28 protein-coding genes are annotated in these 25,306 nt (G+C 67.7%); 14 read left to right on the top strand and 14 right to left on the bottom strand.

The window, feature by feature from the left end:
* Positions 1-3 precede the first annotated feature (3 nt).
* The gene (locus tag ACWPXK_RS13400; RefSeq protein WP_454196370.1) at positions 4-1,239 is read right to left on the bottom strand and encodes an MFS transporter; all 1,236 of its coding nucleotides are present in this window, start codon (positions 1,237-1,239) and stop codon (positions 4-6) included.
* Positions 1,236-1,442 (bottom strand): hypothetical protein, encoded by a 207-nt coding sequence (locus ACWPXK_RS13395; protein WP_454196369.1) that lies wholly within the window; start codon positions 1,440-1,442, stop codon positions 1,236-1,238. Before ACWPXK_RS13395 ends, ACWPXK_RS13400 begins: the two co-directional genes overlap by 4 nt.
* Positions 1,443-1,482: 40 nt before the next feature.
* Between ACWPXK_RS13395 and ACWPXK_RS13390 the strand changes: the two genes are divergently transcribed.
* From ACWPXK_RS13390 to ACWPXK_RS13365, 6 genes are all read left to right on the top strand, one after another.
* Positions 1,483-2,271 carry a DUF5666 domain-containing protein gene (locus ACWPXK_RS13390; protein ID WP_454196368.1) on the top strand — a complete coding sequence of 263 codons (789 nt, stop codon included), beginning with the start codon at positions 1,483-1,485 and terminating at the stop codon, positions 2,269-2,271.
* Between the two features lie 65 nt (positions 2,272-2,336).
* The gene (locus tag ACWPXK_RS13385; RefSeq protein ID WP_454196367.1) at positions 2,337-3,368 is read left to right on the top strand and encodes a hypothetical protein; all 1,032 of its coding nucleotides are present in this window, start codon (positions 2,337-2,339) and stop codon (positions 3,366-3,368) included.
* 55 nt (positions 3,369-3,423) lie between these two features.
* Complete coding sequence (locus tag ACWPXK_RS13380; RefSeq protein ID WP_454196366.1) at positions 3,424-4,233, top strand: SDR family NAD(P)-dependent oxidoreductase; 810 nt, start codon at positions 3,424-3,426, stop codon at positions 4,231-4,233.
* Positions 4,234-4,235: 2 nt separating this feature from the next.
* Positions 4,236-4,787 carry an orotate phosphoribosyltransferase gene (pyrE, locus tag ACWPXK_RS13375; protein WP_454196365.1) on the top strand — a complete coding sequence of 184 codons (552 nt, stop codon included), beginning with the start codon at positions 4,236-4,238 and terminating at the stop codon, positions 4,785-4,787.
* Positions 4,788-4,838: 51 nt separating this feature from the next.
* Positions 4,839-5,897 carry a beta-ketoacyl-ACP synthase 3 gene (locus tag ACWPXK_RS13370; protein WP_454196364.1) on the top strand — a complete coding sequence of 353 codons (1,059 nt, stop codon included), beginning with the start codon at positions 4,839-4,841 and terminating at the stop codon, positions 5,895-5,897.
* Between the two features lie 3 nt (positions 5,898-5,900).
* The gene (locus ACWPXK_RS13365; protein WP_454196363.1) at positions 5,901-6,608 is read left to right on the top strand and encodes a lysoplasmalogenase family protein; all 708 of its coding nucleotides are present in this window, start codon (positions 5,901-5,903) and stop codon (positions 6,606-6,608) included.
* Here ACWPXK_RS13365 and ACWPXK_RS13360 read toward each other — a convergent pair.
* The 4 genes from ACWPXK_RS13360 to ACWPXK_RS13345 form a co-directional block, all read right to left on the bottom strand.
* A complete protein-coding gene (locus ACWPXK_RS13360) occupies positions 6,592-7,038 on the bottom strand; it encodes a hypothetical protein (protein WP_454196362.1) in 447 nt (148 codons plus the stop codon). The genes ACWPXK_RS13365 and ACWPXK_RS13360 overlap by 17 nt on opposite strands.
* Positions 7,039-7,112: 74 nt before the next feature.
* Positions 7,113-7,679: a Uma2 family endonuclease gene (locus ACWPXK_RS13355; RefSeq protein WP_454196361.1), complete on the bottom strand. Its 567-nt coding sequence runs from the start codon at positions 7,677-7,679 to the stop codon at positions 7,113-7,115.
* 72 nt (positions 7,680-7,751) lie between these two features.
* Entirely contained in the window at positions 7,752-8,405 is a 654-nt protein-coding gene (locus ACWPXK_RS13350) for a LuxR C-terminal-related transcriptional regulator (protein ID WP_454196360.1), read from the bottom strand.
* Positions 8,406-8,472: 67 nt separating this feature from the next.
* The gene (locus ACWPXK_RS13345) at positions 8,473-9,843 is read right to left on the bottom strand and encodes a sensor histidine kinase (protein WP_454196359.1); all 1,371 of its coding nucleotides are present in this window, start codon (positions 9,841-9,843) and stop codon (positions 8,473-8,475) included.
* Positions 9,844-9,934: 91 nt separating this feature from the next.
* On the opposite strand from ACWPXK_RS13345, the gene ACWPXK_RS13340 reads away from it, so the two are divergent.
* The 3 genes from ACWPXK_RS13340 (at position 9,935) to ACWPXK_RS13330 (ending at position 12,362) form a co-directional block, all read left to right on the top strand.
* Positions 9,935-10,273 (top strand): DUF4190 domain-containing protein, encoded by a 339-nt coding sequence (locus tag ACWPXK_RS13340; RefSeq protein WP_454196358.1) that lies wholly within the window; start codon positions 9,935-9,937, stop codon positions 10,271-10,273.
* Positions 10,274-10,339: 66 nt separating this feature from the next.
* Positions 10,340-11,014 (top strand): TrmH family RNA methyltransferase, encoded by a 675-nt coding sequence (locus tag ACWPXK_RS13335; protein ID WP_454196451.1) that lies wholly within the window; start codon positions 10,340-10,342, stop codon positions 11,012-11,014.
* Between the two features lie 262 nt (positions 11,015-11,276).
* The gene (locus ACWPXK_RS13330) at positions 11,277-12,362 is read left to right on the top strand and encodes a glycoside hydrolase family 76 protein (protein WP_454196450.1); all 1,086 of its coding nucleotides are present in this window, start codon (positions 11,277-11,279) and stop codon (positions 12,360-12,362) included.
* On the opposite strand, the gene ACWPXK_RS13325 is transcribed toward ACWPXK_RS13330, so the two are convergent.
* Both ACWPXK_RS13325 and ACWPXK_RS13320 read right to left on the bottom strand, forming a co-directional pair.
* Positions 12,343-13,020, bottom strand: coding sequence for a DedA family protein (locus tag ACWPXK_RS13325; protein WP_454196449.1), 678 nt, complete (start codon positions 13,018-13,020; stop codon positions 12,343-12,345). The two genes, ACWPXK_RS13330 and ACWPXK_RS13325, sit on opposite strands and share 20 nt — an antisense overlap.
* A 52-nt stretch (positions 13,021-13,072) precedes the next feature.
* Positions 13,073-13,729: a DedA family protein gene (locus ACWPXK_RS13320; protein ID WP_454196448.1), complete on the bottom strand. Its 657-nt coding sequence runs from the start codon at positions 13,727-13,729 to the stop codon at positions 13,073-13,075.
* A gap of 299 nt (positions 13,730-14,028) precedes the next feature.
* On the opposite strand from ACWPXK_RS13320, the gene fbaA reads away from it, so the two are divergent.
* Positions 14,029-15,063: a class II fructose-bisphosphate aldolase gene (gene fbaA / locus ACWPXK_RS13315; protein ID WP_454196357.1), complete on the top strand. Its 1,035-nt coding sequence runs from the start codon at positions 14,029-14,031 to the stop codon at positions 15,061-15,063.
* A gap of 31 nt (positions 15,064-15,094) precedes the next feature.
* Positions 15,095-16,213, top strand: coding sequence for a BTAD domain-containing putative transcriptional regulator (locus ACWPXK_RS13310; protein ID WP_454196356.1), 1,119 nt, complete (start codon positions 15,095-15,097; stop codon positions 16,211-16,213).
* Here ACWPXK_RS13310 and ACWPXK_RS13305 read toward each other — a convergent pair.
* On the bottom strand, positions 16,210-16,536 hold the full coding sequence (locus ACWPXK_RS13305) for an excalibur calcium-binding domain-containing protein (RefSeq protein ID WP_454196355.1): 327 nt from the start codon (positions 16,534-16,536) through the stop codon (positions 16,210-16,212). The genes ACWPXK_RS13310 and ACWPXK_RS13305 overlap by 4 nt on opposite strands.
* Before the next feature lie 169 nt (positions 16,537-16,705).
* On the opposite strand from ACWPXK_RS13305, the gene ACWPXK_RS13300 reads away from it, so the two are divergent.
* Complete coding sequence (locus ACWPXK_RS13300; RefSeq protein ID WP_454196354.1) at positions 16,706-18,172, top strand: DUF4185 domain-containing protein; 1,467 nt, start codon at positions 16,706-16,708, stop codon at positions 18,170-18,172.
* 8 nt (positions 18,173-18,180) lie between these two features.
* On the opposite strand, the gene ACWPXK_RS13295 is transcribed toward ACWPXK_RS13300, so the two are convergent.
* The 3 genes from ACWPXK_RS13295 to ACWPXK_RS13285 form a co-directional block, all read right to left on the bottom strand.
* Positions 18,181-19,110, bottom strand: coding sequence for an inositol monophosphatase family protein (locus ACWPXK_RS13295; RefSeq protein ID WP_454196353.1), 930 nt, complete (start codon positions 19,108-19,110; stop codon positions 18,181-18,183).
* Positions 19,111-19,134: 24 nt separating this feature from the next.
* Positions 19,135-20,301, bottom strand: a complete 1,167-nt coding sequence (locus ACWPXK_RS13290) for a helix-turn-helix domain-containing protein (protein ID WP_454196352.1) — start codon at positions 20,299-20,301, stop codon at positions 19,135-19,137.
* 351 nt (positions 20,302-20,652) lie between these two features.
* Positions 20,653-20,781: a hypothetical protein gene (locus ACWPXK_RS13285; RefSeq protein ID WP_454196351.1), complete on the bottom strand. Its 129-nt coding sequence runs from the start codon at positions 20,779-20,781 to the stop codon at positions 20,653-20,655.
* 208 nt (positions 20,782-20,989) lie between these two features.
* On the opposite strand from ACWPXK_RS13285, the gene ACWPXK_RS13280 reads away from it, so the two are divergent.
* On the top strand, positions 20,990-21,280 hold the full coding sequence (locus tag ACWPXK_RS13280; RefSeq protein WP_454196350.1) for a DUF6968 family protein: 291 nt from the start codon (positions 20,990-20,992) through the stop codon (positions 21,278-21,280).
* Between the two features lie 176 nt (positions 21,281-21,456).
* Here ACWPXK_RS13280 and ACWPXK_RS13275 read toward each other — a convergent pair whose 3' ends face one another.
* Together ACWPXK_RS13275 and ACWPXK_RS13270 are read right to left on the bottom strand one after the other, a co-directional pair.
* The gene (locus tag ACWPXK_RS13275; RefSeq protein ID WP_454196349.1) at positions 21,457-22,491 is read right to left on the bottom strand and encodes a fused (3R)-hydroxyacyl-ACP dehydratase subunits HadA/HadB; all 1,035 of its coding nucleotides are present in this window, start codon (positions 22,489-22,491) and stop codon (positions 21,457-21,459) included.
* A 113-nt stretch (positions 22,492-22,604) separates the two neighbouring features.
* The gene (locus ACWPXK_RS13270; RefSeq protein WP_454196348.1) at positions 22,605-23,912 is read right to left on the bottom strand and encodes an Rv0361 family membrane protein; all 1,308 of its coding nucleotides are present in this window, start codon (positions 23,910-23,912) and stop codon (positions 22,605-22,607) included.
* 82 nt (positions 23,913-23,994) lie between these two features.
* On the opposite strand from ACWPXK_RS13270, the gene ACWPXK_RS13265 reads away from it, so the two are divergent.
* The gene (locus ACWPXK_RS13265; protein WP_454196347.1) at positions 23,995-25,140 is read left to right on the top strand and encodes a hypothetical protein; all 1,146 of its coding nucleotides are present in this window, start codon (positions 23,995-23,997) and stop codon (positions 25,138-25,140) included.
* Positions 25,141-25,306 lie beyond the last annotated feature (166 nt).

The raw sequence follows: 25,306 nt of genomic DNA, 5'->3' as shown, positions 1-25,306 counted from the left end.
GCGTCAGCTCCGCGCGGGCCGTCGCTGCGTGGGTGTGGCCATGCGGCTTCCGGCGACCGCGACGACGAACATGGCGCACGTCATCAGCACGCCGGTGCCGGTCGTGCCGAACCAGCTCAGGAGGTAGCCCGCGAGCAGCGTGCCGATCGCGGCGGAACCGTCGATCACCATGGAGAGCGTGCCGACCGTCCGGCCGAGGGTTTCCTCGGGGATGACTTCCACGCGGAAGATTGTCAGCAGGACGTTGGTCATGACGCCGACTCCGCCGACCCCGAACCAGGCCACCGCGAGCACCACGGGGTCCGAACTCAGCGAAATCGGCAGCAGCAGCGCCGTCCACGCCCACAGCGCGCTACGGTAGACCCGCGATCGTCCGAACCGTTTGACCAGCTTTCCCGCAACAGCGGAGCCGATGATGCCGCCGACGCCCGCCGCGCCGAGGACGACACCGATCGTCCACGCCGCTCCGTCGCCGCCCTCGAGTTCCACCATGATCAGCAGAAGGCCCACCTGGATGATCATGTTCGACAGTCCGCTGATCACGGTGGTGGTGCGCAGGAACGGTTCGGTCCAGATAATCCGGGCACCATCCCGGATGAGGCTCCATACTCCCGGACCGGTCCCGTCGCTCCGCGCGGGCCGGGGGGGCTGCGCGGCGGAACCCCATCGGATCGACTGCAGGGTCTCCCGGCAGAAAATGTACGACGCGGCGTTCACCGCGAAGGGCAGCCATGGCGCCGCACCGTAGGCGGCAGCACCGGTGGCCCGGCCGACCACCAAGGCGACGGGCTGTTCGGCTTCGAAGAACGACAGTGCGGCGCGGCGATGCTCGGCGTCGACGATGTCACGGATGGAGGCCAGTTCGCTGGCTTCGAAGAAGACATAGGAGCTGCCCTCGACGAAGGCGGTGAGTATGAGAAGCGTTGCGGAGTACGGCATGTCGAACATGACGACCGCGATGGCCAGGCAGGTCGCCGCCAGTCCGGCCGACTGGCACAGAAGCAGGTTTCGCCGCCTGTTCCCATAGTCCGCGGCGATGCCCGCCGGGATCTGGAAGATCAGACTCGGCAAGGTCACCGCGAACCCGACCCAGCCCGCGAGCGCGGGGGAGTGGGTCAGCGACAAGACCAGCAGCGGATAGGCGAGGCGCACCCCGAAGAACCCGACCAGCGAGACCGCGTTACCCGACCACAGCAACGCGAAATCCCGGTCGATCCGGATGACCCGCGGTTCGCTCATCCGCGCGCCGCCGCGGTGATGTCGGCTCTGACCCTGGATTCGACGTGGCGGATCAGTGCTGCGCTGTCCACCAGCGCGCGAATCTGTGCCTGTTCATCGATACGACCATGCAGCATGAAACCAAACGATGGCGTGCCGGTCGGCGCGTGGCCAAGGTCGCGGGCGGGGGTTGCATCAACGTTGCATCGCACGGCACGCAGCACCGTAGGCGCTGCACAGCGAATACCACCTACGCTGGAACGCATGACCAACCCGAACGATCCGTGGGGACAGCGGCCGGAGGATGCGCCGACCGAGCACCTCGGTCCGGCGGGGAAGTCCGGGTACGGGGACCCGGCGCACACCGCGGAGTACACCGAGGCGTACGGCGTCGGCGCGCCCTCGGAATATCCCCCCACCGAGCAGTACGGGGCGTGGGCGCCGCCAGGACCGAACGCCACGCGAGAGTTTCCGTCCCACGACGCTCAGTGGGCCGCCTACCAGGGCGGGGGTGACAACCGGTGGGCGGGCACGGTGCCGCCCGGCGGGGGCGCTCCGCCCGAACAGCCGCGGCCACCGCGGCGCAATACCGGTCTGTGGATCGCGCTCGGTCTCGGCGTCGTGCTTTTGATCGGCGCGGTCGGCGTGGTGGCGGGCATGTTGTTGGGCGGCAGCGATTCCGGTCCGAGTGACACGGCGGCGGTTTCGTCGGCGCCCGTCCCGACCAGGTCGGTTCCCGGCACCAGGACCGGTGCTCCGACCCCGCCGAGCGGGTTGCCGGGCGTGCCCGGCCTCGGCGATGTCGATGGCCTCGGCACGACCATGGGGACCATCACCGGCAACGACGGGGCCACCCTGACGGTGAACACCGTGCTCGGCAACACCGTCACCGTGCGCACCGACGCCGGCACCCAGGTGATCTCGCTGTCGGGCACCAAGGTGTCCGATCTGCCCACCGGCGAGCTGGTGCTGATCCAGGGCGACAAGGCGGCGGACGGATCGATTCAGGCCGAGGTCATCATCGGCACCTCGCTGCCCGGCGGCGGACGATGATCCCTCGGCCCGGCGCGGGGCCAATGACGGACTATGTCCGGCCGGGACTATTAGGCTAGGCGGCGATGACGGCAATCTGGTTCGGACTGGCGGCGATCGCGCTCGTGGGCGCGATCGTATTGCTGTATTTCGATCGGCTCCAGCGGCAGCGGACCGGTCACGCGCGACAGGTCTGGGCGAAGTCCCAGGGCTATACCTACGTGTCCGTCGAGCCCGCGCTGCCGTCCACGTGGCGGCGTGGCGCGATGGCCAAACTGGGCTATCTGTCCGCGGTCGACGTGGTCTCCGGCATCCGTAAGGGCGAGAAGTTCGTTCTGTTCGACCTGGAGGATGCCGCGACCCTGGTCGCCGTCCGCAGGCAGATCGGCTCGGACATCGACGTGGACATGCGGCTGAAGACCGCCGCACCGCCCAAGGACCACGATCTGGAACTGCTCGGCGCCATCGGAGGCCGGGTGGTCTTCGCGACCAATCCCGAAATCGCCAGGCACGCGGTCGATCAGCGCATGGTCGCCTTCATCGAGAACCTCCCGGACACCGTGCAGATGCTCTGGAGCGAGGGCAACTGGACGCTGGGCATGCTGGCGGTCGGCTCCTCCCCGAAGGACTGGGAGGGCGGGATCGACGCGGTGCTGCGCCTGTCCGGCCTGCTGCACGTGCTGCCGCCGGTCAGCGAGCCGCGCTTCGACGACGGCGGGCACGACCCGGGCCGTCCGCGCCCACGCGAACGTCAGCGGGATGCCGACGACGAGGCGGGCGGTCCGGCCAGGCCGCAGCCGCCGCGGGTCCGCGGCGAGCCGGAGAGCGACGAGCGGCCGTTCGGCGACGAGGTCTACGCGAACGAACGAGCGCCGCTGACCGCGGCGGACGAGTCGAGGCCGGAACCTCCGCGGCGCCCTTCACTCGCCGTGGTGCCGGACGCGCGCGCCCGCGTCCGCGCGGACGACTGGGCCGGTGAGGAAGACCTGGCCCGGGAGGAGCGCGACGCGCGGCCAGCCGCGGAAAACCGGTCCGCTATGGGCGATCGGCCTACCGACCCGCCCGGCGGACCGTTCCACCCAGGATTCCGGCCCTATCAGGGACCCGTGCCGAAGTGACCGGCCGCGCGCCCAGCGCAGTCGGGTCCGCACGGCTGCGACCGCTCGCGGTGTCATGACCGAGCACCCGCATCCTCGTCTGCCCGGCGCCACCCGTCCGGTGGCCTTGGTCACCGGACCGACCTCGGGCATAGGCCACGGCTACGCGAGTCGGCTGGCCGCGCTCGGCCACGACTTGGTGCTGGTCGCCAGGGACGAGCGGCGGCTCGCGGCCCTCGCGACCGACCTGGAGCACCGTTTCGGCACCCGCTCGCAGGTGCTCGTCGCGGACCTGGCGCGGGCGCCCGACCGCGAGCAGATCGCGGCGCGACTGGCCGACGGCGTCGAATTCCTGGTCAACAATGCGGGCTTCGCGGACTCCGGGGAGTTCTGGACGCTGCCGCCCGAGCGGTTGCAGGCGCAACTGGACGTCAACGTGACGTCGGTGGTCCAGCTCACCAGGGCCGCGCTGCCGTCGATGATCGCCGCGGCGAACGGCTGCGTGGTCAACGTGGCCAGTGTGGCCGGCTTGGTCCCCGGACGAGGCTCGACGTATTCGGCGTCCAAGGCCTACGTCGTATCCTTCACGGAAGGGTTGGCAGGCGGATTGGCCGGAACCGGAGTGCGGGTCCAGGCCCTGTGCCCGGGATTCGTGCACACCGAATTCCATGCGCGTGCCGGTATCGAGATGTCGTCGCTGCCGAAAGCGCTGTGGCTGAGCGTCGACCAGGTAGTCGCCGGCTCGCTGCGTGATCTGGAGAAGGATCGGGTGCTCAGCGTGCCCGGTATGCAGTACAAAGCGCTCACTACCGTCGCCGGAATGATCCCGCGAACCCTGGCGGCCCGACTGAATCGCGGGCTGTTCAACGCACGCGGAAGGACTTAGACATGATCGACCAGGTGATTACCAACGACAGGGACAGATTGGCCGCGCTGGTGCGCGAGCTCGCGGTGGTGCACGGCCGGGTCACGCTGTCCTCGGGCAAAGAGGCCGACTACTACGTCGACCTGCGCCGCGCGACCCTGCACCACGGCGCGGGCCCGCTGATCGGCAAGCTGCTGCGCGAGCTGGTCGCGGACTGGGATTTCGACGCGGTCGGCGGCCTCACCATGGGTGCCGACCCGGTCGCGCTGGCCGTGATGCACGCGCCGGGCCGTCCGATCGACGCCTTCGTGGTGCGGAAGGCCGCGAAGTCGCACGGCATGCAGCGTCAGATCGAGGGCCCGGAAGTCGCGGGCAAGCGGGTTCTGGTCGTCGAGGACACCACCACCACCGGCAATTCACCCCTGACCGCGGTGCGCGCGTTACGTGCGGCAGGCGCTACCGTTGTCGGCGTCGCCACCGTCGTCGACCGGGAAACCGGCGCCGACCAGGTGATCGCCGCGGAGGGGCTGGAGTACCGGTCGATCCTAGGCCTGAAGGATCTCGCCCTGGGATAACCTGGTCGATGGTCTGAGTTTCGAAAAGGTGAAGGGTCGTGTGAGTCACCAGTGGTGAGCATTGCAGTCAATCGAAGTCGCGAGAACGTTGCGATGCTCGGAATCGGTGCTTACCGACCCAAACGCCTGGTCAGCAACGCCGAAGTGTGCGAGGTGCTGGATTCCACCGCTGAGTGGATCTACGAGCGCACCGGCGTCCGCAATCGGCGCTGGATCAGCGGTGATGAGACGCTGCGGTCGATTGCCGCCGCCGCGGGCGAGCGTGCGATCGTCAACAGCGGCATCGACCGGTCCAAAATCGGCGCCCTGATCCTGGCCACCTCCAGCTGGCTCACGCTCACCCCGCACGGCGCGCCGCAGGTGGCCTACGACATCGGGATGAACGGAGTCCCCGCCTTCGACCTGACCTCCGGCTGCGGCGGCTTCGGATACGGCCTCGGCGTGGCCGCGGACATGATCCGCTCGGGCTCGGCCGAGTATGTCCTGCTCATCGGCGCGGAGACGATGACCGTCGGGCTCGATCCCACCGACCGGGGCACCGCGATGATCTTCGGTGACGGTGCGGGCGCGGTGGTGGTCGGCCCGAGCGAGGAAAACGGCATCTCGCCGACCGTGTGGGGCAGCGATGGCGAGAACGCCGCCGCGATCATGCAGGACATCGACTTCCTGGAGTACATGCACCGGGCGCAGTCCATGCAGGGCCTCGATCCGGAGCTGGAGCCGGTCGGCCGGATGTCGCTGCGGATGGAGGGACCGCGGGTGTTCCGCTGGGCCGCGGTCACCCTGCCGCGGGCGCTGTCCACCGCGTTGGAAGTGTCCGGCGTGGCGAAAGAGGACATCGAGGTCTTCGTCCCGCATCAGGCGAATGCCCGCATCAACGAGCTGATGAAGAAGAACCTCGGCCTGGCCGACGATGTCCCGATGGCGGGCGACATCGAGAACACCGGCAATACCTCGGCGGCCTCGATCCCGCTCGCGATCGAAGAGATGCTGGTAACCGGCAAGGCCAAAGGCGGCCAGACCGCGCTGCTGCTCGGTTTCGGCGCGGGCCTGAGCTACGCGGGCCAGGTGGTCACCCTGCCGCCCGCCCCGGCCGAGCCGAGCTTCTAGCCGATGCGCCCGTTCCGAGCCGGGTTCCTCGTCGCGGCGGCGGTCACCGTCTATGGTGCCGTCACCGGGCGGGAGAAGGCGCAGTGGATCGCGAAGCCGCTGCTGATGCCGCTGCTCGCGGCCGACGTGGCGACCCAGGGCACCGAGTTGCCGCCTGCCGAACGCACCGTGCTGATCGGGTCGCTCGGCGCGGCGACGGTCGGCGACATCTTGCTCATCGACCCGGACGACGACCGTAGGCTGATCGCGGGTGCGTCGTCATTCGCGGTGATGCAGGCCGGATACTCGGCGCTGTGGTGGCGGAAGGGCGGCAGGCCCACCGCCGGGGCGGTCGTGCCTCGCGTAGCCGCCTGGCTGGGTGCGATCGGGTTACTGCGGGCGAAGGCGCCGTCGGTGGCCGCGCCGCTGGCGGCTTACGGCATCACCTTGGGCACCGCGGCCGTGCTTGCTTCCGATCCCGCGCTGGCGCCCGCCGCGAAAAACATTGCGGGCGTGAATATTCCGGGTGCCGATCCACGCAGCCGCCTCGGTCTCGGCGCGCTGCTGTTCACCGTCTCCGACGGGCTCATCGTGCTGCGGCGGTTGTTCGCGCGCGGCGAGCGGGCCCGCCGGGTGACCGAAGGTGTCATCCTGGCGACCTACGCCGCCGCGCAGTACCTGCTCGCCGATCCTGAGGCGCAGGTGAAGGCCGTGGTCAAAGCACCAGAATGATGCGGTCCCGGTTCACGGGATCGACGCGGATCGAGAGGACCTCACCGACCGCGAGGCGGGGTTTGTCGGCCGGGGTGACGTCGAAAACGATGGTGCCCCGGTAGCTCTCCGATCCGGGCACGGTCAATTCGAGATCCAGTTCGGTGAGTTCGGTGGAGTGGTCGGTGCGCTCCAGCGGATGCACGGCCTCGACGGTCGCCCACCCTTCCAGGCCGTGCCGCCACAGTTTGCGGTCCGCCTTCGACGGTCGCGCCGCCAGAATCATCCCGATCCCCGCACACGAGCCGAACAATCCGACCAGCGCGACGATCTGATAAGGCACGGTCCCCGGCGGCGTCCGATGCACCACCCACCCCAGCCACAACGCCAGCAGCACCAGATACCCGGCCGTTACCCCGAGCACCGTATGCAGTATCCGCTCGTGATCCATGCCAGCCTCCGCCCCGAGTGCCAGACTTCCAGGATAGGCGTATGACACCCGGCTCGGCGGTGCTATCGGCACCCTTAATCGCTGTTCAGCGCGACAATGTCGATCGTGACCGGCGTTCCGGCTAGTTCCAATGTGACCGGGCCCGACCGTTCGGCGACCAGCTCGTAGTCACTGTCGATCAGATGGTAGGCGGTCAGGCTGATCGGTTCGTCGAGATCAATCAGCCAGTAGTACTCGATACCGGCCTCGGCGTACTCGAAGAACTTGGCGATACGATCGGTGCGACGGGAACCAGGCGACAGGATCTCGACAGCGAGCACCACGTCCTCGGGTTGGACGCGTGCGAGATCGTCTTGGAGCGCTTTGCGGCGGATAACCAGGACATCCGGCGCACGTACGGTGGGCGGATCCGTCGGGTCGATGACCAGCTCTGCATCGACTACCGCGGCCAGCTCCCTCGGTAGCTGGGGGTGGAGTTGAGCCGCCATCCGCCACACCGCGAATTGGTGGCGCAGGACCGGCTTCGGTGACACGACCAGAACCCCCTCGACGAGCTCGTAGCTCCGACTGCTGTCTTCCGGCAGCGCGATCCAGTCCTCCAGGGTCAGCAGATGATCAGGCCAGTGCATTTCGACGGTCATCGCTTCCTCCCTCCCCGCACGGCTACCGCGTTGTGGCCAGTCTTGCACAGCAAGCCGACAAACAGAGCTTCGTCAGCCTTTGAGTCGCAATACCGCCAGCACCCGGCGGTGATGCGTATCCGACGGCGGCAAATCGAGCTTGGTGAAGATGTTACCGATGTGCTTCTCCACCGCGCGTTCGGTGACACTCAGGGCGGTGGCGATGGCGTTGTTGGACAGACCCTGAGCCATCAGCTCGAGTACCTCGCGTTCCCGCGGGGTGAGGCGGGCCAGCGAATCCTGCTGACGCGAGGCGCCCATCAATTGGCTCACCACCTCCGGGTCGAGTGCGGTACCGCCCGTGGCGACGCGGTGCAACGCGTCCACGAATTCCCTGACGTCGGCGACCCGGTCCTTGAGCAGATAGCCGACGCCACTCGCACCGCCCGCGAGAAGCTCTGTGGCGTAGCGCGTTTCGACCCACTGCGAGAACACCAGCACGCCGGTCATCGGGTACTTGCGGCGCAGTTCGATGGCGGCGAGCAGCCCTTCGTCGGTGAAGCTGGGCGGCATGCGCACGTCCACCACGGCGACGTCGGGATTGTGCGCGCCGACCACGTCGGCCAGCGTGCTCGCGTCGCCGACCATGGCGACCACCTCGTGGCCGCGTTCGGCGAGCAGCCCGGCGAGTCCGTCGCGCAGGATGGCGCTGTCCTCGGCGATCACGACGCGCAGTCCGTCGCTCATGCCTGCGCCTCGCTGGCGCTCGGCTCCGGCACGAGCGACTGCTCGGCTGTGTTCATCGTTCGCTCGCTCATCGCGACCCCGCCAGCGGCAACAGGATGGTGACCACGGTCGGCCCGCCCGCCGGGCTCTGTACGGTCAGCGTTCCGTCTACGGTCCGGGCCCGTGCCGCGAGGCCGGACAGACCGCTGCCCGCGCCGATCGCGCCGTCCGTGGGCGGCACCACGCCGCCGATTCCGTTGTCGCGCACCGTCACCGCAATGGTCCGCGCGTCGCTCGGCAGCACCGACACCCAGGCACCGGTGGCGTGTGCGTGCCGCACCACGTTGGTCAGCAGTTCGGCGACCGAGAAATACGCGATCGCTTCGATGGCCGGGCTCGGGCGCTCGGGCAGCTGCACCCGTAGCTCCACCGGCACCGAACAGCGGGCGGTCAGCGTCTCCAAGGCCGGTTCGAGGCCCAGTTCCAAGGCGGGCGGGTGAATTCCGCGTACCAGCTCGCGTAGCTCGGCGAGCGCCTCCTTGGAACTGGCGTGCGCGTCGGCGATCAGGTCGCTGGGATCGCCGCCCGCGGCGAGCCGGTCCTCGGCCCGGCCCAGTGCCATCGCGATGGTGACCAGTCTGGCCTGCGTGCCGTCGTGCAGGTCGCGTTCCAGCCTGCGCAGCGTGGCCGCGGAATCCTCCACCGCGGTCCGCCTGCTCTCCTGCAATTCGATCACCCTGCGGTCGCGCGCCGTCGCGCTGAGCAGGGCGATGGTCAGCAGCCCGTGCAGCAAGCAGACGCCGCGCAACAACCACGGCAGCACCAGACAACCCAGGACGCCCAGCAGCGCGAACCCGAGCACCTTCGGCCAGCTGTCGACGTAGAAATCACCGAACTGGACCATGGATTGATGCTCGACACCGTTCTCGTCGACATTGGTCGGGTGGACCAGCGCCCACGGGACCGGGGAGATCGCGGTGAACATGGTCATCGCCACCGTGACGAGCACCAGATACCCCACCGCCACGCCGAGCACCGCTTGCGCGAGCAGGAACAGCGCCGCCCGCCAGCTCACCCGATCGGTGAACGCGCCCTTGAGAAACCCGAACACGCCGGGTGCGGGCGCGAACGGTGGTGGCGGCGGGACGGTGACGCCGAGCAGATCCTTGGCCAGCGCGCGGTAGATCCGCCCCCAGACCCGTCCACCGAGCAGCACCAGCGCGAGCACCGGCAGGCCGATGATGGTGATCGCGAGGTACAGCCCGCCGCCGAAGCCGAAGAACAGGTAGGCGACGGCCGCGCAGCCGAGCACGAAAACCGTTAGGACATAGACGAGTTCCTTCCAGAACCGGGCGCGCAACGGTGCGAGCAGCACGGTGCGCAGCATGTGCTCGGCCGGTTCGGGCCCGCCGGATGGTGGGTCGAGCACGAGGGTCGATTCGGCGTGTGTCTCGGTCATGGACTCCATGGTTGTCGCGGGGGCGCGAACGTTCGATGGGGCTTGCCCGCCGAATGGTGGTGTAGCCAGCAACACCGCTACCATCCTGCGGATGAGCTACCCGCCGCAGCAGCCGCCGTACGGCTACCAACCCTATGGTGCATACGGACCGCCGCCGGACCACCCGCAATCCACGACGATTCTGATCCTGGGCATCCTGAGCCTCGTGCTATGCCAGATCATGGGCCCCTTCGCCTGGGTGATGGGCAAGCGCGCGCTCAACGAGATCGACGCGTCCGGCGGCGCCATCGGTGGCCGGGGGAACGTCAACGCGGGCTACATCTGCGGCATCATCGCGACGGTGCTGCTGTGCCTCAGTCTCTTGATCGTCGTGCTTTTCGTGGTGCTCGGCCTGGTCGGCGCCTTCGCGGGAAGCTCATCCAGCTACTGAGCCGAGCCCCGGCCACCTGTCGCCTGCGTGGTGGCCGGAATTAGCATCGTCGGCGTGAGTCATCCAATGCCGGACGCAACGGACCAGGACCTACCCGGGCCGACGGAGTGGAGTGCGCACTCGCACGGTGTCGGTCCGTGGGCCGTCGAGCACGCGGAGCCGCCGCCGGAGGACCCGCGTCTGGATCCGCAGCTGCTGGCGGGCGGCGACCGCCGCAACGTGGTGGACGCCTACCGGTACTGGAGCCGGGAGGCGATCGTCGCCGACATCGATCGGCGCAGGCACCCGTTCCATGTCGCGATCGAGAACTTCGGGCACGACGCGAACATCGGCACGGTGGTCCGCACGGCGAACGCCTTCGCGGCCGCGGCCGTGCACATCGTGGGCAGGCGGCGCTGGAACCGGCGCGGCGCCATGGTGACCGACCGCTACCAGCACATCGAGCATCACACGGATATCGGCGAGCTGCTGGCCTTCAGCGAACGCACGGGCCTCACCGTGGTCGCCGTCGACAACGTGCCGGGTTCGGTCCCGCTGGAGACGGTCACGCTGCCGCGCGAGTGCCTGCTGCTGTTCGGCCAAGAGGGTCCCGGGGTCACCGAGCACGCCAAACAGGCCGCCATGATGACAGTGTCGATCGCGCAGTTCGGTTCCACCCGCAGTATCAACGCGGGCGTGGCCGCGGGAATCGCGATGCACGCGTGGATCCGGCAACACGCCGATCTCACGACAGCATGGTGAGCGCGACAAGCGCCTGAACAGGAGATCTTGCGGGCACAGAGTTGAACCACCACGATTTCACATCGCTTTCGTAACAAATCGGACGCATAAAGGCGTTCAATCCTGGCACCATTGAGTCATGACCTCGCGGAGCGACGATCTGGACGTGCCGCACGCGGAGCACGCCGAACCGGCCTCCGCGGCACCGCACCCGCCGGCCGGCCCTTCCCGGCCGGGCCGGGAGGCCGTCGCTCCCGCGACACTGTGGTCCGAACGCGCCGACATGGCCGAGTCCGCGATCGTCTCGCGTCACCTGCGCGCGCTGTGGGCGGTGCCGGGTACGGCGCTGGGCGTGGTGGGTTGGCCGGCCACCAAGCGCGAGCGGATATTCGGTTCGTGGCACTACTGGTGGCAGGCGCATCTGATCGACTGTGCCACCGACGCCGCCAACCGCGTGCCGACTCCGTTGCGCCGCAAGCGACTTGCCGCACTGGCGCGCTCGCACCGCATCCGCAATCTCACCGGCTGGACCAACCGCTATTACGACGACATGGCCTGGTTGGCGATCGCGCTGGAACGCGCCGAGCGTACCCAGGGCACCAATGCGCGCAGGGCGTTGGTCGCGCTGGAGAAAACGCTCTACGACGGCTGGGAGCCGCAGATCGGCGGTGGACTGCCGTGGCGCATCGGCTCGGACTATTTCAACGCGCCCGCCAACGGTCCCGCCGCCATCGCGCTGGTGCGCCTCGGGCGGATTCAGCGTGCCCAGGAGATGGCCGACTGGTTGGACGCGACACTGCGCGACCAGCAGACCGGCTTGATCCTGGACGGCATCCACCTGCCCTCCGGCGAGATCGAGCGTCCGGTCTTCACCTACTGCCAGGGTGTGGCGCTCGGCTTGGAAACCGAGCTGGCCGTGCAGACCGGCGAGGCCAGGCACATCGAACGCGTGCACCGGCTGCTGGCGGCGGTCGATGAGCACATGACCACCGACGGTGTCGTGCACGGTGGCGGTGGCGGTGACGGCGGACTGTTCAACGGCATCCTGGCCCGCTACCTGGCGGTGGTGGCGGTGATGCTGCCCGGCGAGGACCCCGCACGACTGGCCGATCGCCGTGCGGCGGCCGCGATCGTGCGCGCGTCAGCGACGGCGGCCTGGGCCAACCGGCTCGAGGTCGAGGGCGAGCCGCTGTTCGGGCACGACTGGAACAAGCCCGCGCAACTGCCCGGTGGCAGCGCCGGAGCCGGATACTTCACCCCCGGCGGTTCGGTGACCTCGTCGAAGGTGCCCGAGCGCGATCTGTCCGTGCAGTTGTCCGGCTGGCTGCTGATGGAGGCGGCCTACCAGGTCAGCGCCGCGGGTCTGTGATCCTGGGGCAGCGCTCGGCCTCCAGCACCACGGTCGGCGCGTCTTCCAGGTCGAAGTCCTCGGCGGGCCGGGACATCTCCTGCCGGTAGTGCCGCACGCCGAGCACCGTTCCGATGATCAGCCCCACCACCAGCGTGCCGATCACGATCGGCATCAGCCACGGCACCCGTTCCAGGAAGCTGCCCGCGTAGTAGCCGATGAGCAACAGCACCGGCGCCCAGACGATCGCACCGATGGTGCTGGCCACGGTGAACTTTCGGTGGTCCATGCGCGCCGCGCCCGCGACCGACGGGCACAGCGTCCGCACCCACGGAATCCACCGCGCGACCAGCACCGCGACGAACCCGTGCCGATGCAGCAACTCCGCCACCCGCTGCAGGTTGCGAACGTTGATGTATCTGCCGTCCTTACGGGCGACCAGGTGCTGTCCGGCGCGATGGCCGATCACGTATCCCACCTGGTTGCCCGCGATCGCCGCGACCATCGCACCCAGGGATAGTGCCCAGACATGTGCTTCGCCTGAGGCGTGCGACGCCATCACGATGCCCGCGGTGATGAGCATGGAGTCGCCCGGCAGGAACAGCCCGAGGATCACCGCGCATTCCAGGAAGACGAAGGTCAGTACCACTGTCCAGACGAGCGCGGGGCCCGCCGACATCAGCGGATCGAAACTGCCCACAGCTAGGGGCGTGGAGGCCGTCGACACCGGCTCAGCGCGAGGGCTCGCTCGTCGAAGCAGTCAGCTCGGCCTCGGACGCTTCGGCCTCCGGCGCGCCCCGGCTGAGCAGCTTCTTCGCGACCGCGGTGATGCCGGGCAGGATCGACACGAACACGATGAGCAGGAAGATCGCCTCGATGTGATCCCGGATGAACGCGACGTTGCCCAGGAAATAGCCGAGCACCGTGACGCCACCGCCCCAGAGGATCGCGCCGACAATGTCGAACGCCACGTACTTGCGGTAGTCCATCTTCGACACACCGGCCAGCACCGGCATGAAGGTACGCACGATCGGCACGAAACGGGCCAGGATGATCGTCTTGGGTCCGTGCTTCTCGAAGAACTCGTGCGTTTCCGTCACGTAGTGCTTCTTGAAGAACCGGGTGTCCTCCTTGTGGAACAGCGCGGGCCCGATCGCCCGGCCGATCCAGTACCCGGACTGATCACCCGCGAACGCGACCAGGACGGTGGCGGGCACCAGCACCCAGATCGACACCGGCGGATTCGGCTGCGCCGCCAGCAGGCCGCCGGTGAACAGCAGCGAGTCGCCGGGCAGCAGCGGGAACAGCAGGCCGGTCTCGATGAAGACGATCACCAGGATGGCGGGGAGCACCGCGTTCTTCAGCCACGTCTCCGTGAGCAGGTGCATCGGGTCGAGCAACTCGGTCAGCGCGAGGTTGCTCGTCACCGATTCTGTCGCTGCCTGCAGAATCACGTGGCCTCCTGTCCCGATACGGCTGGCCTGCATCGCTTGCCACCGCGTCGGAAGCTGCCAGCGCAAATTACCGGCCCCACAGTACCGGCTTCCCCGGAGAATGCTCGCGCTGTGCGCGAAATTACTCGCGAGTCAAGTTTCCACTCCATCCCTGCATACCAGGCGAAACGCCGCTGCCTTAGGGTGAACACTGACAAAATAGGTCTTTGCCGCAACAACACGGAGGTCTTACTGTGCCCATCGCGACTCCGGAGGTCTACGCCGAGATGCTCGGTAGGGCCAAAGCCAACTCCTTCGCCTTCCCGGCCATCAACTGCACGTCGTCGGAGACGATCAACGCGGCCATCAAGGGTTTCGCGGACGCGGGCAGTGACGGCATCATCCAGTTCTCCACCGGCGGTGCGGAATTCGGTTCCGGCCAGGGCGTGAAGGACATGGTTACCGGTGCGGTCGCGCTGGCGGAGTTCGCGCACGTCGTCGCCGCCAGGTACGACGTGACCATCGCGCTGCACACCGATCACTGCCCGAAGGACAAGCTGGACACCTTCGTTCGCCCGCTGCTCGCGATCTCCCAGGAGCGGGTCAACGCCGGGCAGAACCCGCTGTTCCAGTCGCACATGTGGGACGGCTCCGCGATTCCGATCGACGAGAACCTGGAGATCGCGAAGGAACTGCTGAAGGCCACGCACGCGGCCAACATCATCCTCGAGGTCGAGATCGGCGTCGTCGGCGGCGAAGAGGACGGTGTCGAGGCCGAGATCAACGAGAAGCTCTACACCTCGCCGGAGGACTTCGAGAAGACCATCGACGCGCTCGGCGCGGGCGAGAACGGCAAGTACCTGCTCGCGGCCACCTTCGGCAACGTGCACGGCGTGTACAAGCCGGGCAACGTCGTGCTCAAGCCCGCGGTGCTGGCCGAGGGCCAGCGCGTCGCCGCGGCCAAGCTCGGCCTGTCCGCCGACGCGCAGCCGTTCGACTTCGTCTTCCACGGCGGCTCCGGCTCGCTGAAGTCCGAGATCGAGGACTCGCTGCGTTTCGGCGTGGTGAAGATGAACGTCGACACCGACACCCAGTACGCGTTCACCCGGCCGGTCGCCGGCCACATGTTCAGCAACTACGACGGGGTGCTGAAGATCGACGGCGAGGTGGGCAACAAGAAGTCCTACGACCCGCGCAGCTACCTGAAGAAGGCCGAGGCGTCGATGGCGGCGCGCGTGGTCGAGGCGTGCAACGACCTGAATTCCGCCGGACGCTCGATCAGCGCCTGATCCTGGTACACCCGTCAGGGGCTTGGTGCACATGAGTTTGGATGTGCGCGTGCTCGGGCCCGTGCGACTGCTCGTCGGCGGTGAGCCGGTGGCGGTCGGCGGGCCCAAACCGCGAGCTCTGCTCGCCGCGCTCACGGTGAACCGGCGGCGTGCGGTGTCGTCGGCCGCTCTCGCGGAGATGGTGTGGAACGAGGACCCGCCCGACTCCTATGCCGCCAGCCTGCAGGTTTTCGTCTCGAATATCCGCAAGGCGCTACGGAATTCCGGAGTCGACCCGGCTACGGTGCTGCGCACCGAGTCCTCCGGGTACCGATTGGAGATCGACGAGAGCGCCTGCGACCTGGGCCGTTTCGAGGCGGCGCGGGAGGAGGGCGCTCGCGCCGCCGCGGCGGGCGATCACACCGGCGCCGCCCAGCTGTTCGCCTCCGCGCTGCGCGAATGGAGCGGCCGGGCGCTGGCGGATCTGGCCGGTCTGCAATTCGCCGACGGCTTCGCCACCGCCATGGACGAGGAGCGGCTGCTGGCGGCCTCCGCGCGGATCGACGCCGAAATCGCCTGTGGGCGCGCGTCGTCGGTGATCGGGGAGTTGGTCGCGATGACCACCGAGCATCCGCTGCGCGAACCGCTGTGGGGCCAGTTGATCACCGCGCTGTATCTGTCCGGGCGTCAGGCGGACGCGCTGGAAGCGTGCCGGAAGGTGCGCGGGGTGCTCGCCGACGAGCTCGGCATCGATCCGGGACCCGCGCTGATCGATCTGGAACAGCGGGTGCTGCGGCAGGAGCCGCTGAGCACGGTCGAACTGCGTCAGGTCGAGCGGCTGGCCGCGGCGATGACCGAGACGGTCACCGAAGTGCCGCGCGCGGTGCGCACCGGTCAGCTGCGTTTGCCGAACGGTCGCCTGGTGGCGATCGCGCAGGGCGGTCTGCGTATCGGCCGGATGACCGACAACGACCTGGTCCTGGAGGACCCGCGGGCCAGCCGCTACCACGCGCACATCATGCCCAGCCGCGCCGGACTGCTGATCAAGGATCTGCATTCGGCCAACGGCGTCTTCGTCAACGACGACCCGATCGAGCACGGCGCGCTGCTCGCCGACGGCGACCAGATCCGGATCGGCGCGACGATCCTGACCTTTCAGGCCCTGCACTAGTCGCAAGCGATCCCGTCGCCGTCGCGGTCCAAATGCGCGTTGAAGCCAGGCTGGCCGCGATACAGCGGGCCGACGCCCTCCGCGCGGACCTGGTCGCAATCGGTGTAGATCTTTTGCGATCGCTGCTCGGATTCCTCTGGCGACGAGTGGTCTTCCCGAGGGCCGGAGCGATTGTGCGGGATCGGATGATCGTCGCGCGGTCCGGCGATCGCGACGGCCGATTGCGGGACCGCCGACGCCGCTGCCGGCACGAGCAGGCACGCCCCGGCCACCAGCAGCACCGCTCCGATGGCGGGCGCGCCGCGGAGAACTGAATTACTCACGCCTCCATCCTGCTCCCGGATCGGCCGACATGCCGGTGCTCTTCACTCGCAGATGATTCCGTCGTCATGGCCGTGTTCCAGCCCGGTTTCCGGCAGCCGGACGGTAGGGTCGGTCCGCTGGTTCGTGTCCGCAAGATTCGTGTCCGCAACGGATTTCGAGGGGTTTGCTATGGCCATGCGAATGCTGGCCGCGGTCGGTGCCATGGTGGTCGGTGCGGGAATGCTCGTCTACGCCGATGGACCTGCCGCCGCGGCGCCGGAAGTGACCGACGGCCCGGTGGGCGTGGGACCGTGCGCGACCGACCCGGTGCCGACGCACGAGCCGCTGGTGCCCAAGACGCTCGAGGTGCCGATTCCGTATCCGGTGGTCACCGTGCTCCCACCCGCGGCGCCGGAGGCGGCGCCCAAGCGGACACGGATGGAGCTGCCGCCGGACCCGTGCACCAACCCCTGCCCGGATCTCACCGACCTGCCGGGCGCGCCACCCGGTCTCGCCGCGCAACTCGGGATTCCGGAGATCCTGTTGAATCCCAAGCCTTTCTACTTCGCGCTTCCCGGCCCCGGCCCGGACCCGGGTCCGGTGCCGCCGCCACCTGCGCCGGTGCAGCCGCCGGTCGAGCCGGCAGCGCAGTCGCCCGCCCGGCCCGCGCCGCGCCTGAGCCCCGCACGCGAGGTGGCCAAGTTGACCGGCGCGAACTCGGTGAACCGCACCGACAAACGCTGGCAGGTGGACGGCACCGATCTCGGCATCATGTGGGAGAGCGCGCCGGGTGAGATCGCGACCGTGTTCGGCGACACCGTCGGACGCGGCTTCCATCCGCCGGGTGGCATGGGGCTGGATTGGCGCAGCAACGTGCTGGCTTTCAGCACCGACCGCGACCTCGCCGACGGGATGACCTACGACCGGATGGTCACCGACGACCGCTGCCACGCCGCCGAGGTGCTCTCCAGCCGCAAGCTGGACAACGTCGAGGTCACCACGATCCCCACCTCGGGTTTCGCGCTCGGCGAGCGGCAGTACCTGAGCTACATGTCCATCCGGACCTGGAACAGCGCCCCCGGCACGTTCTTCACCAACTACGGCGGCATCGCCTACTCCGACGACCACGGCCAGACCTGGACCAAGGACCCGCACTCCCGTTGGGACAACATCTTCGGCCTCGCCAATTTCCAAGTGAGCGCGATGGTTCCGCACGGCGGATACGTGTACATGTTCGGCACGCCCAATACTCGCCTCGGCGCGGTCGGGCTGGCCCGAGTACCCCAGGATCAGATCCTCAACACCACCGCCTACCAGTACTGGCGGGACGGCACATGGACCCCGGTCGGTGGATTCGCCTCGGCCACACCGATAGTGAACGGCCCGGCAGGTGAACTCTCGGTGCGCTACGACGCCGCCCGAAACGTCTGGCAGATGAGCTACCTGGACACCGCCAAGGCCGCCATCGTCGTCCGTGAGGCGGATTCACCACAGGGTGCGTGGTCGGAGAGCACGCCGACGGTCAGCGTGCTGAACTACCCCGAGCTGTACGGCGGTTTCATTCACCCTTGGTCATCAGGGTCGGACTTCTACTTCACCCTGTCGACCTGGAGCGATTACAACGTCTACCTGATGCACTCCGTGCTGAGCGACTGACCACAGTCTCATGCGTCGAGCGTTCCCTGGATTTCGCTTGCGAGGTCAGTGTTTCCGGCGGCAATGAATTTTTGGCGCCTGTTCATTGCACTCTTGATTTCGGACAATGAACTCAACCCGTAGTCCAGCGGGATCGGCGCGCCGTGCAGATCGATCACGGTACCGCCTGCGGCGTGAAGAATATAGTGACCAGGCGATAGGTCCCAGATTGCGAATCCCTTTGCGAATTCGATCATAGCGTCGGAAAATCCGGCCGCTATATGACATAAGCCAACAGATCCGAAATCTACACCGATACGGCCTCTCGCTTTTCCGTCACGAGATGACGCACTCAACGCGCTCATGAATTTCCGCTGCTCGGCAAGTGGTTGGAATCGTTGTTCGGGTCGCATCATATAATTGGTAACCAGGGCCTCGCAAAGGCTTGCGCGCGAGGGGTTCTCAAGAATATGTTCGTCGCCGTCCGCGGTGATCACGAATGCTCGATCATTGCAGCTGTCATCGCGGCCCGCCAAATATATCTGGAGATGATGAAAGATGTCACCGACCACTGCGGCAACAGGCCGAGCCAATGTGCGTGAGTACACCATGATATGCGTATAGCCGTACAGTCCGCGCACGGCCAGCTCGCTGGTATCGAGGGGATCGACCAGCACGCATAAATCCGGCTCGGCTTCATCTCCGATGACTTCCGGATCAGCTTCCTCCGACGCGTAGACGAACGAGGAGATGTGCTCGACCAGTATCTCTTTGTAGCGCTGGTGCATCCACAAGTCATACTCGGACAGGAAGTTGTCGGTATGGCGTAAATTCTCATTTTCCGCGCGGCGGCCGGTCAGCGCGGCTTCGATTAGTTGTGGCCGGATTTCTCCGATCATCTGGCGCACCACCCCAGCGATGCGTTGGGCGAGGTCGGGGATCGTACTCGAACCAGTCATCGGGCGATCGCCTCTCTTCGGGTGTCATCGCAACTCCAGCGGGGGTTCGATGCCGGGTGGGCTCATGGTTGCCGCAATAAAGATAGCTGCGAAGTCGGCGGCGCGCATGATCTTGGCGCCGGTCAGGTCATCGAAGCTGTCCACTTTCAAATCACGCCCTTTGGTCATGGCGCCGAACACAGCGAAATGCAACTCGGCATTCGGGTACCGCGCACGAACCTGACGGGTGAGATAGCCGACAACATCGGCGTGTTTGACCTCGAAGTCGCAGATGAATATCGTGGGTGCATCTCTGGCATCGGGGAAATACGATGCGTCAGCGAGATCGATACCGTCCTGTATCTTGTTGCAGCGGAGGTAGCCGATCTTGCAGCGGGAGAAACGGGAAGAAGCGAGGAAAGTTGCCATCACAAGACCGGCCTCGTTCACGCCGAAGCACACGTCCACATCTAGGCGTTTGCCGACGTTCTTGATTTGTCGTGACAGCCGTTCGATGCCGAATCCGAATGTGTCCCAAGTCAAATCCAAGAGCTGGCCCGGGTGCGGATTGGGGAGAGTGCACACCATGAGGGTGGAGTTGCCGTATTCGACAGTGGGTACCGAAAGGTTGAACTCGCCGCCCACCTGGCTCGTTATCCCTTCCGGAACTGCGGCGGACTGCTGTCTCGTCGAGATGGCGTTCGACTGTTCGGGCGCAGTTTCCGATCGGCTTTCATTGTGTGCCGTGAACTGCTTGAGCGATAACTGATCCTCAATTGGCAGACGTTCGTAAGCCTCGGCGATCAGCTCGCTCGGCGATACGTATTCTTCCGCCGTGCCAACGGGGCCGCGACCGTACGCCGTGCACAAGATCAACACACTTGACAGTGATGGCGGCGATCCTTGGCCGCGCCCTCGTGCCCATGTTTCCCATGCGTTGATAGAGGTGCCACCCAGACTGGTCTGATGCCCGGTGACCTCGTTATAACGCTCAGCAGCTTGATCCTGAGACAAGCCAGCGGCGTATCGAAATGCCTGCAAACTCGGCACATCCGGGTACCTGGCCGACAACTCTGCCGCTGCGCTTCTCACCGACCCCAGCTCTGTCCACAGCTTCTTGCCTACGGCGGCCATTTCACGACCGCGCGCTTGCGGGCTCAACGGTCGCTTCGACGTGGCGTTGGCCTCCGGCAACCTTGATGAGATCCCCACGGACACACCCCTTTCGCACTCCCGAACGACAGCGGTCCGTTCAAGCTACCCATTCTGATGGGCAGCATCGGACTGAATGCCTGAATTCGCAGGTCAGCGCGCCCATGAACCAGGCGGAGATCGAACCGCTACACAGGTGTGAGGGGAGCAGCCCGGGTGTGACGCTCGTACCCAGCACCCACCCGGCGGGCGCGTCCTAGGTGCTCTCGCGACGCGGACGCACCGCCAGCCGTGAGCGGCCCCGCGGTGACCACAACCCCGCCGGGTGGAGTGCACCCAAACGAAGCGACACAGCAGGGGTGAAATGTGATGGCGTTCAGCTGGTGGCGAGAAGCCGAGCAGGAAGACTCATCAGCGCAAGCGATCATCGACCGCGTGCAGGCCGAGTGGCGTGCCGGACACCGACACCGGCGGACTCGAGCTGAGCAGCCCGACGCCGGACTGTGGCCAGCCGGGTGGCCACATGAAGCGCCCGACCATCCCTTGAGTGTTTCCGAAGCGCACCAGACTATGCAGCGCCACAGGGGATGCCGCGCCGACGAGTGCCCGCGCAAGGCGGTGGCTCGCCAAACATTGATCGACGCCGGTCGGATGCGGCCGGATACATCGCGGGAGCCGTACTGACGTGCGTACACGAATGAAATCTCGGAGCCGCGCGTCACACGAGAGGGTGATTAGGGTTTCGGACATGCAGGTTGACGAGCTGGGTGAGCTGATCGCAAGCCGGGAGCTGCGCCAAGGCGACCGATCAGTGACAGTGACGTTCGGCAAGCCGGTGCAGGACGACAGCGGAGCGTGGTCGTGTGGTGTCCGCATTGACGGAATGGAGCCGGAGCCGTTCACGCGGCGGATCTATGGCGGTGACTCGGTGCAAGCGCTGTTGCTTGCTATGTCGTTCACTGGTCGGCTTCTCGCTCAACGAGAGGAGCTGTACACCTACAACGGGAGCGCTGATCTGGGCTTCCCAGCTGCGCGGTAGCGCCGCTTCCGGATAGAAGCCCCTCACCATTCGCCGCTGGTAAGGGGCTTCCCTGCGTGATTTCTCGAGACACTCGAGAGGAGTGGTCAGGTGCCCGACTACGAAATGCCCTACCGCGATCTCGTGATGGCCGCTGCCAACTGATTCGGCCGGATGGTGTCGAGTGGCTGTGAGCCCTAGCGGAGCCGCACCTCGGCCAGTGCGCGGCCGAACAGTTTGCGGCCCTCGGAAGTGCCACCGAGCAGGATGGTCGCGGTTCGCGTGTTCGCGTCGAGCGATTTGATGCGTCCGGTGAACTCCACCGTGCTCGCAATGTCGGCAGCGACCGGGACGAAGCCGGAGAAGCGGACGCTGAACTTGCGGATGGCGGTCGGATCGCCGAGCCAGGAGGTGAGGTAGCCGCCGGCCAGGCCCATGGTCAGCATGCCGTGGGCGACCACCGTCGGTAGCCCGGCCACCTGCGCGGCGTGGTCGCTGAAGTGGATCGGGTTTGCGTCGCCGGAGACGCCGGCGTAGTTGGCGAGGTCGCCGCGGGTCAGCCGGAAGCTGCCGACCGGCAGCAGGTCGCCAGGGGCGAAGTCGTCGAACGCGGGCACGGTGTGCACCGGCGTGATCTCGCGGTCGATCGGCTCGGCCAGCGGGCTCGCGCCGAGCGGCACCAGAGCGTCGCCGTAGGCGAGATCGGATTCGGCCGGACGCCCGTGCATCATGATGTTCTCGATCACGTCGGCCAAGTTGGCGTCGACGTCGGCGCCGCGGCGCGCGACGATCGTGGTCGATCCGACGATCGCGACCTCGTTGTGCTGGTTGATCATCGCGAACCGCACCGCGATGAAGTCGTTGTCGCCGAACTGGCGGATCGACTCGATCACGATCTCACTGCTCAGCCGGTCGCCCGCCAGGATCGGCCGGTAGATCTCGAAGACCTGGTCGGTCTGCAGGAACTGGGACAGGTCGTATTCGGTGAGCACCGAATCGAGCAGTGCCCTGGTTGCGGTCATCCCGACCACCGACGCGAAGGTCGGCGGAGCGATGACCCCGGGATAGCCGAGCGCGCGTGCGTCGGCTTCGTGCTGATGCGCCGCGTGCTGGTTCTGCACCGCACGGGCGAACTCGCGGACCTTTTCCCGGCCGACCTCGTAGTGATCGAGTACCCGAAAGCGCTGTCCGGCCGGCGTTGCCGGAATCGCGTCGATATCCGGCCGAACCATCGTTTGTTCCCTGCCCATGATCCGGGCCATGCTACTGGCGAGCCGGACCGTTGACCAGGTATGTGTGACGCGCGCGACCGGCATCGATACGTGTCGGCTATCACGCTGGTGGGTTACTGGGTACCGGAGGGCGGGTCGCAGACCTTCCATCCGCCGCCGGTGCGTTGCAGGTCGAAAGTGCGTTGCGACCGTTTGGCGGGGTCGGCCTCGGTGTACACGGTGGCCTGCGCGATAGCCGTGTCGTCGGTGACGCGGATGGCGTCGATGCTGTCGACCACCGGGATGTTCTTGCGCTCCACCGACAGCTTGTGCACGCCCGCGAACTGGTCGTCCGGAATGCCCTGGTAGAAGTCGTGCAGCGGGCCGCAGGTGGTCGAGCGCAGGGTGGCCAGGTCGCCGGTTTTCAGGGCATCGGTGTAGTCGGTGATGGTGGCTCGCACCTGCTCCTCGGGGGAGTTGTTGCCGGACGTCGTGACGAGCGCCACGATCACCGCGACCAGCGCGACCACCAGTACGGCCGCCGCGCCCAGCACGAGCAGCCGCCGATTGGACCGCGCGGTGTCCGACGGCGCGGTGCCGGGCTGCGGCGGCGGAGCGATCCGCTGCGGCTGCGGGATAGGCCGGGGCTGCGGCGGACGCGGACCGGCCAGCGACTGCGCGGGCACAGTTTGCTGGACGTCCGCGGGCGACGGGGCCGTCGCCACCTGCCGGGGCGCGCCCGGCGATCGGTGCGGGGACGGGCGGGTCTCCTCGACTCCTGGTCCGTGCTGCGGTGGCGCCGACGGACCGTGTGGTCCGGGCTGCTTGGGACCGCCCGCGGGCCGCGGGGTGCTCGGCGGCTTCGTGATCGGCACCGGCCCCGCCGCGGGCGCGACCACACGATCGGTGCCCGCCCGGCCACCATCGGCGGGCCGCTGGATCGGCAGCGCGACGGTCTTGGCGTCGTCCAGGTCGACCACCGGCATCGCCATGGTCACGTCATCCGAACCCGGCGGGTTCTGCTCGTCGGACTCGGTGGGTTCTGCCGCCTTCGGACCCGCGGCGCTCGGCGGCTTGCGCATGACGACGGTCGCGGCGTCTCCGCCCGCTCGGCTCGGATCGTTCTGCGGGATCGCTGCCGTCTTCGCTTCGGCGTCGGAAGCATCGGCCGCGGTTCCGGCTGATGTACTCGCCCCTGCTTGCGCGGGCGCCTGGTTCTTCGAATCGGCCCCGGACTTCGCGTCGGCCCCGGGAGCTGGCTTGCCCTTCTCCGGCTGGTCTCGCGCTGCGGCCTCTTTCGCGGCGCGACCGCTCGAAGCGGATGGGAGTTGATCCCGTTTGATCACTTGGGTGCGGTCATCGGACGCGGCCCCACCTGGTGTGGAACGGGAATTCGGCGCGCCCGCAGCCCCGGACTTCGCGTCGGCGCCGGGAGCTGGCATGCCCTTGTCCGGCTGATTCTGTCGCGCTGCGGTCTCTTTCGAGCTTGAAGCGGACGGGAGTTGATCCCGTTTGATCACCTGGGTGCGGTCATTGGATGCGGCTGCGCCCGGTGCGGAACCGGCATTCGGCGCGCCCGAGGCCCCGCCACCGGCGTCTTTCCGGTCCGGGGCGGTCTTCCGTTGGATCTCAGTTGTTTCCGCATCCGGTGTCGCGGGTCGGCCCGGAACTCCGGTCGGCGCGCCCGAACCGGAGCGTGGTCCCGCACCGGCATTCGTCGTCCCACGCGCCGCGTCCACCTTGCCGGTCGCCGGTGCGGCAGGCGCGTTCGCCGTACGTTCGGGTCCGGACGCGCCCGCGTCCGCCGCTCCGGTGCCCGACCCGTCTTCGGTTCGGTCTCCACGGGGTTTCGTGCCCGCTGCTCCGGACTCGGGCGAACTCGCGGACGTCGGCGGGGAAGTCTTCGATTCACCGGGGCTGCCAGGGCTCGCGGCAGCGGACCTGGCGGGTGTGCCACCTGAGGGCTTGCTCGCGGGTGAGTTCGGGCTTGTGCCGGAAGAAGGCCCCTTCGTGCCGCTGGCGGGTCCCGACGCGGCTGTCGGGCTCGATGTGGGCGGTGTGGTGGCGTTACTCCCGCTGGCTGGCCCCGTCGCGGGTGAGTTCGGGGTCGAGCGGGAAGAAGGCGCCTTGGGGCTGTCGGCGGGACCGGAGGCCGGTGCGGACGGGCCGCCGGTCGCCGGTCGGGAGGCGGATGTGCCGTGGCTGCCCGGGTTTCCGGACGCGGCTGCGGGCCGGGCGGCGGAGTTACTCCCGCTGGTTGTGGTATCGGCGGTTCCTGGCGCCGGGGGGTTCGTGCCGCCGGAGTCCCCGGTCCCGGAGCTGGGCTGTTTCGCGGAGCCGCTGCTCTTGGCGGCGGTGCCTGCGGGTCCGGATGCAGGCGAGTTCGTGGACGCAGAGCCGGGGCTCGAGCCACGTGAGGCGGGGCCCGCAGGTCGGGACGCGGCTGTGTTCGTGTCTGCCGATTGCGGTGCCGCCGAACTCGCGTTCTTCTGGGCGTCCGCACCCGAGCCGGGCGTCTGTCCTTGGTCGCCACCTCGCGATGCACCGGACGCAGGGCCGCCCTCCTGTCCCGACGCGGAACCCTTTGCTTCCGTAGGAGGTTCGTCCGCGCCGCCCGGCGACGCGGGGGCGGTCCACGCTGCCCAGGACCCTGGCCGCCGCGGTGGCTGAGCGATCCGCTGCGTGGGTGCGGCGGAAGGTGCCGGAGCGCCTTTCCCGGCGGGCGGGGTGCGTTCGGCGGCGGCGTCGGGGCGTGCGTCGGCCCCGGCCGAGTCAGCCGGTCCAGCGCTATCCCGCGCCGGATTCTTCTCGTCGTTCGGGTCGGACACGCACACCC

The organism is Nocardia sp. Marseille-Q1738, assembly GCF_965283145.1.
The sequence above is the reverse complement of the archived record's forward strand: the minus strand, read 5'-3'. Positions and strand labels throughout refer to the sequence as shown.

Coding starts and splice junctions, on each gene's coding strand:
- ACWPXK_RS13400 (WP_454196370.1), bottom strand. CDS start 1,239: ATGAGCGAACCGCGGGTCATCCGGATCGACCGGGATTTCGCGTTGCTG.
- ACWPXK_RS13390 (WP_454196368.1), top strand. CDS start 1,483: ATGACCAACCCGAACGATCCGTGGGGACAGCGGCCGGAGGATGCGCCG.
- ACWPXK_RS13385 (WP_454196367.1), top strand. CDS start 2,337: ATGACGGCAATCTGGTTCGGACTGGCGGCGATCGCGCTCGTGGGCGCG.
- ACWPXK_RS13380 (WP_454196366.1), top strand. CDS start 3,424: ATGACCGAGCACCCGCATCCTCGTCTGCCCGGCGCCACCCGTCCGGTG.
- pyrE (WP_454196365.1), top strand. CDS start 4,236: ATGATCGACCAGGTGATTACCAACGACAGGGACAGATTGGCCGCGCTG.
- ACWPXK_RS13365 (WP_454196363.1), top strand. CDS start 5,901: ATGCGCCCGTTCCGAGCCGGGTTCCTCGTCGCGGCGGCGGTCACCGTC.
- ACWPXK_RS13360 (WP_454196362.1), bottom strand. CDS start 7,038: ATGGATCACGAGCGGATACTGCATACGGTGCTCGGGGTAACGGCCGGG.
- ACWPXK_RS13355 (WP_454196361.1), bottom strand. CDS start 7,679: ATGACCGTCGAAATGCACTGGCCTGATCATCTGCTGACCCTGGAGGAC.
- ACWPXK_RS13350 (WP_454196360.1), bottom strand. CDS start 8,405: ATGAGCGACGGACTGCGCGTCGTGATCGCCGAGGACAGCGCCATCCTG.
- ACWPXK_RS13345 (WP_454196359.1), bottom strand. CDS start 9,843: ATGACCGAGACACACGCCGAATCGACCCTCGTGCTCGACCCACCATCC.
- ACWPXK_RS13340 (WP_454196358.1), top strand. CDS start 9,935: ATGAGCTACCCGCCGCAGCAGCCGCCGTACGGCTACCAACCCTATGGT.
- ACWPXK_RS13335 (WP_454196451.1), top strand. CDS start 10,340: ATGCCGGACGCAACGGACCAGGACCTACCCGGGCCGACGGAGTGGAGT.
- ACWPXK_RS13330 (WP_454196450.1), top strand. CDS start 11,277: ATGGCCGAGTCCGCGATCGTCTCGCGTCACCTGCGCGCGCTGTGGGCG.
- ACWPXK_RS13325 (WP_454196449.1), bottom strand. CDS start 13,020: ATGTCGGCGGGCCCCGCGCTCGTCTGGACAGTGGTACTGACCTTCGTC.
- ACWPXK_RS13320 (WP_454196448.1), bottom strand. CDS start 13,729: ATGCACCTGCTCACGGAGACGTGGCTGAAGAACGCGGTGCTCCCCGCC.
- ACWPXK_RS13310 (WP_454196356.1), top strand. CDS start 15,095: ATGAGTTTGGATGTGCGCGTGCTCGGGCCCGTGCGACTGCTCGTCGGC.
- ACWPXK_RS13300 (WP_454196354.1), top strand. CDS start 16,706: ATGGCCATGCGAATGCTGGCCGCGGTCGGTGCCATGGTGGTCGGTGCG.
- ACWPXK_RS13295 (WP_454196353.1), bottom strand. CDS start 19,110: ATGACTGGTTCGAGTACGATCCCCGACCTCGCCCAACGCATCGCTGGG.
- ACWPXK_RS13285 (WP_454196351.1), bottom strand. CDS start 20,781: ATGGTCGGGCGCTTCATGTGGCCACCCGGCTGGCCACAGTCCGGCGTC.
- ACWPXK_RS13280 (WP_454196350.1), top strand. CDS start 20,990: ATGCAGGTTGACGAGCTGGGTGAGCTGATCGCAAGCCGGGAGCTGCGC.
- ACWPXK_RS13275 (WP_454196349.1), bottom strand. CDS start 22,491: ATGGTTCGGCCGGATATCGACGCGATTCCGGCAACGCCGGCCGGACAG.
- ACWPXK_RS13270 (WP_454196348.1), bottom strand. CDS start 23,912: ATGCCAGCTCCCGGCGCCGACGCGAAGTCCGGGGCTGCGGGCGCGCCG.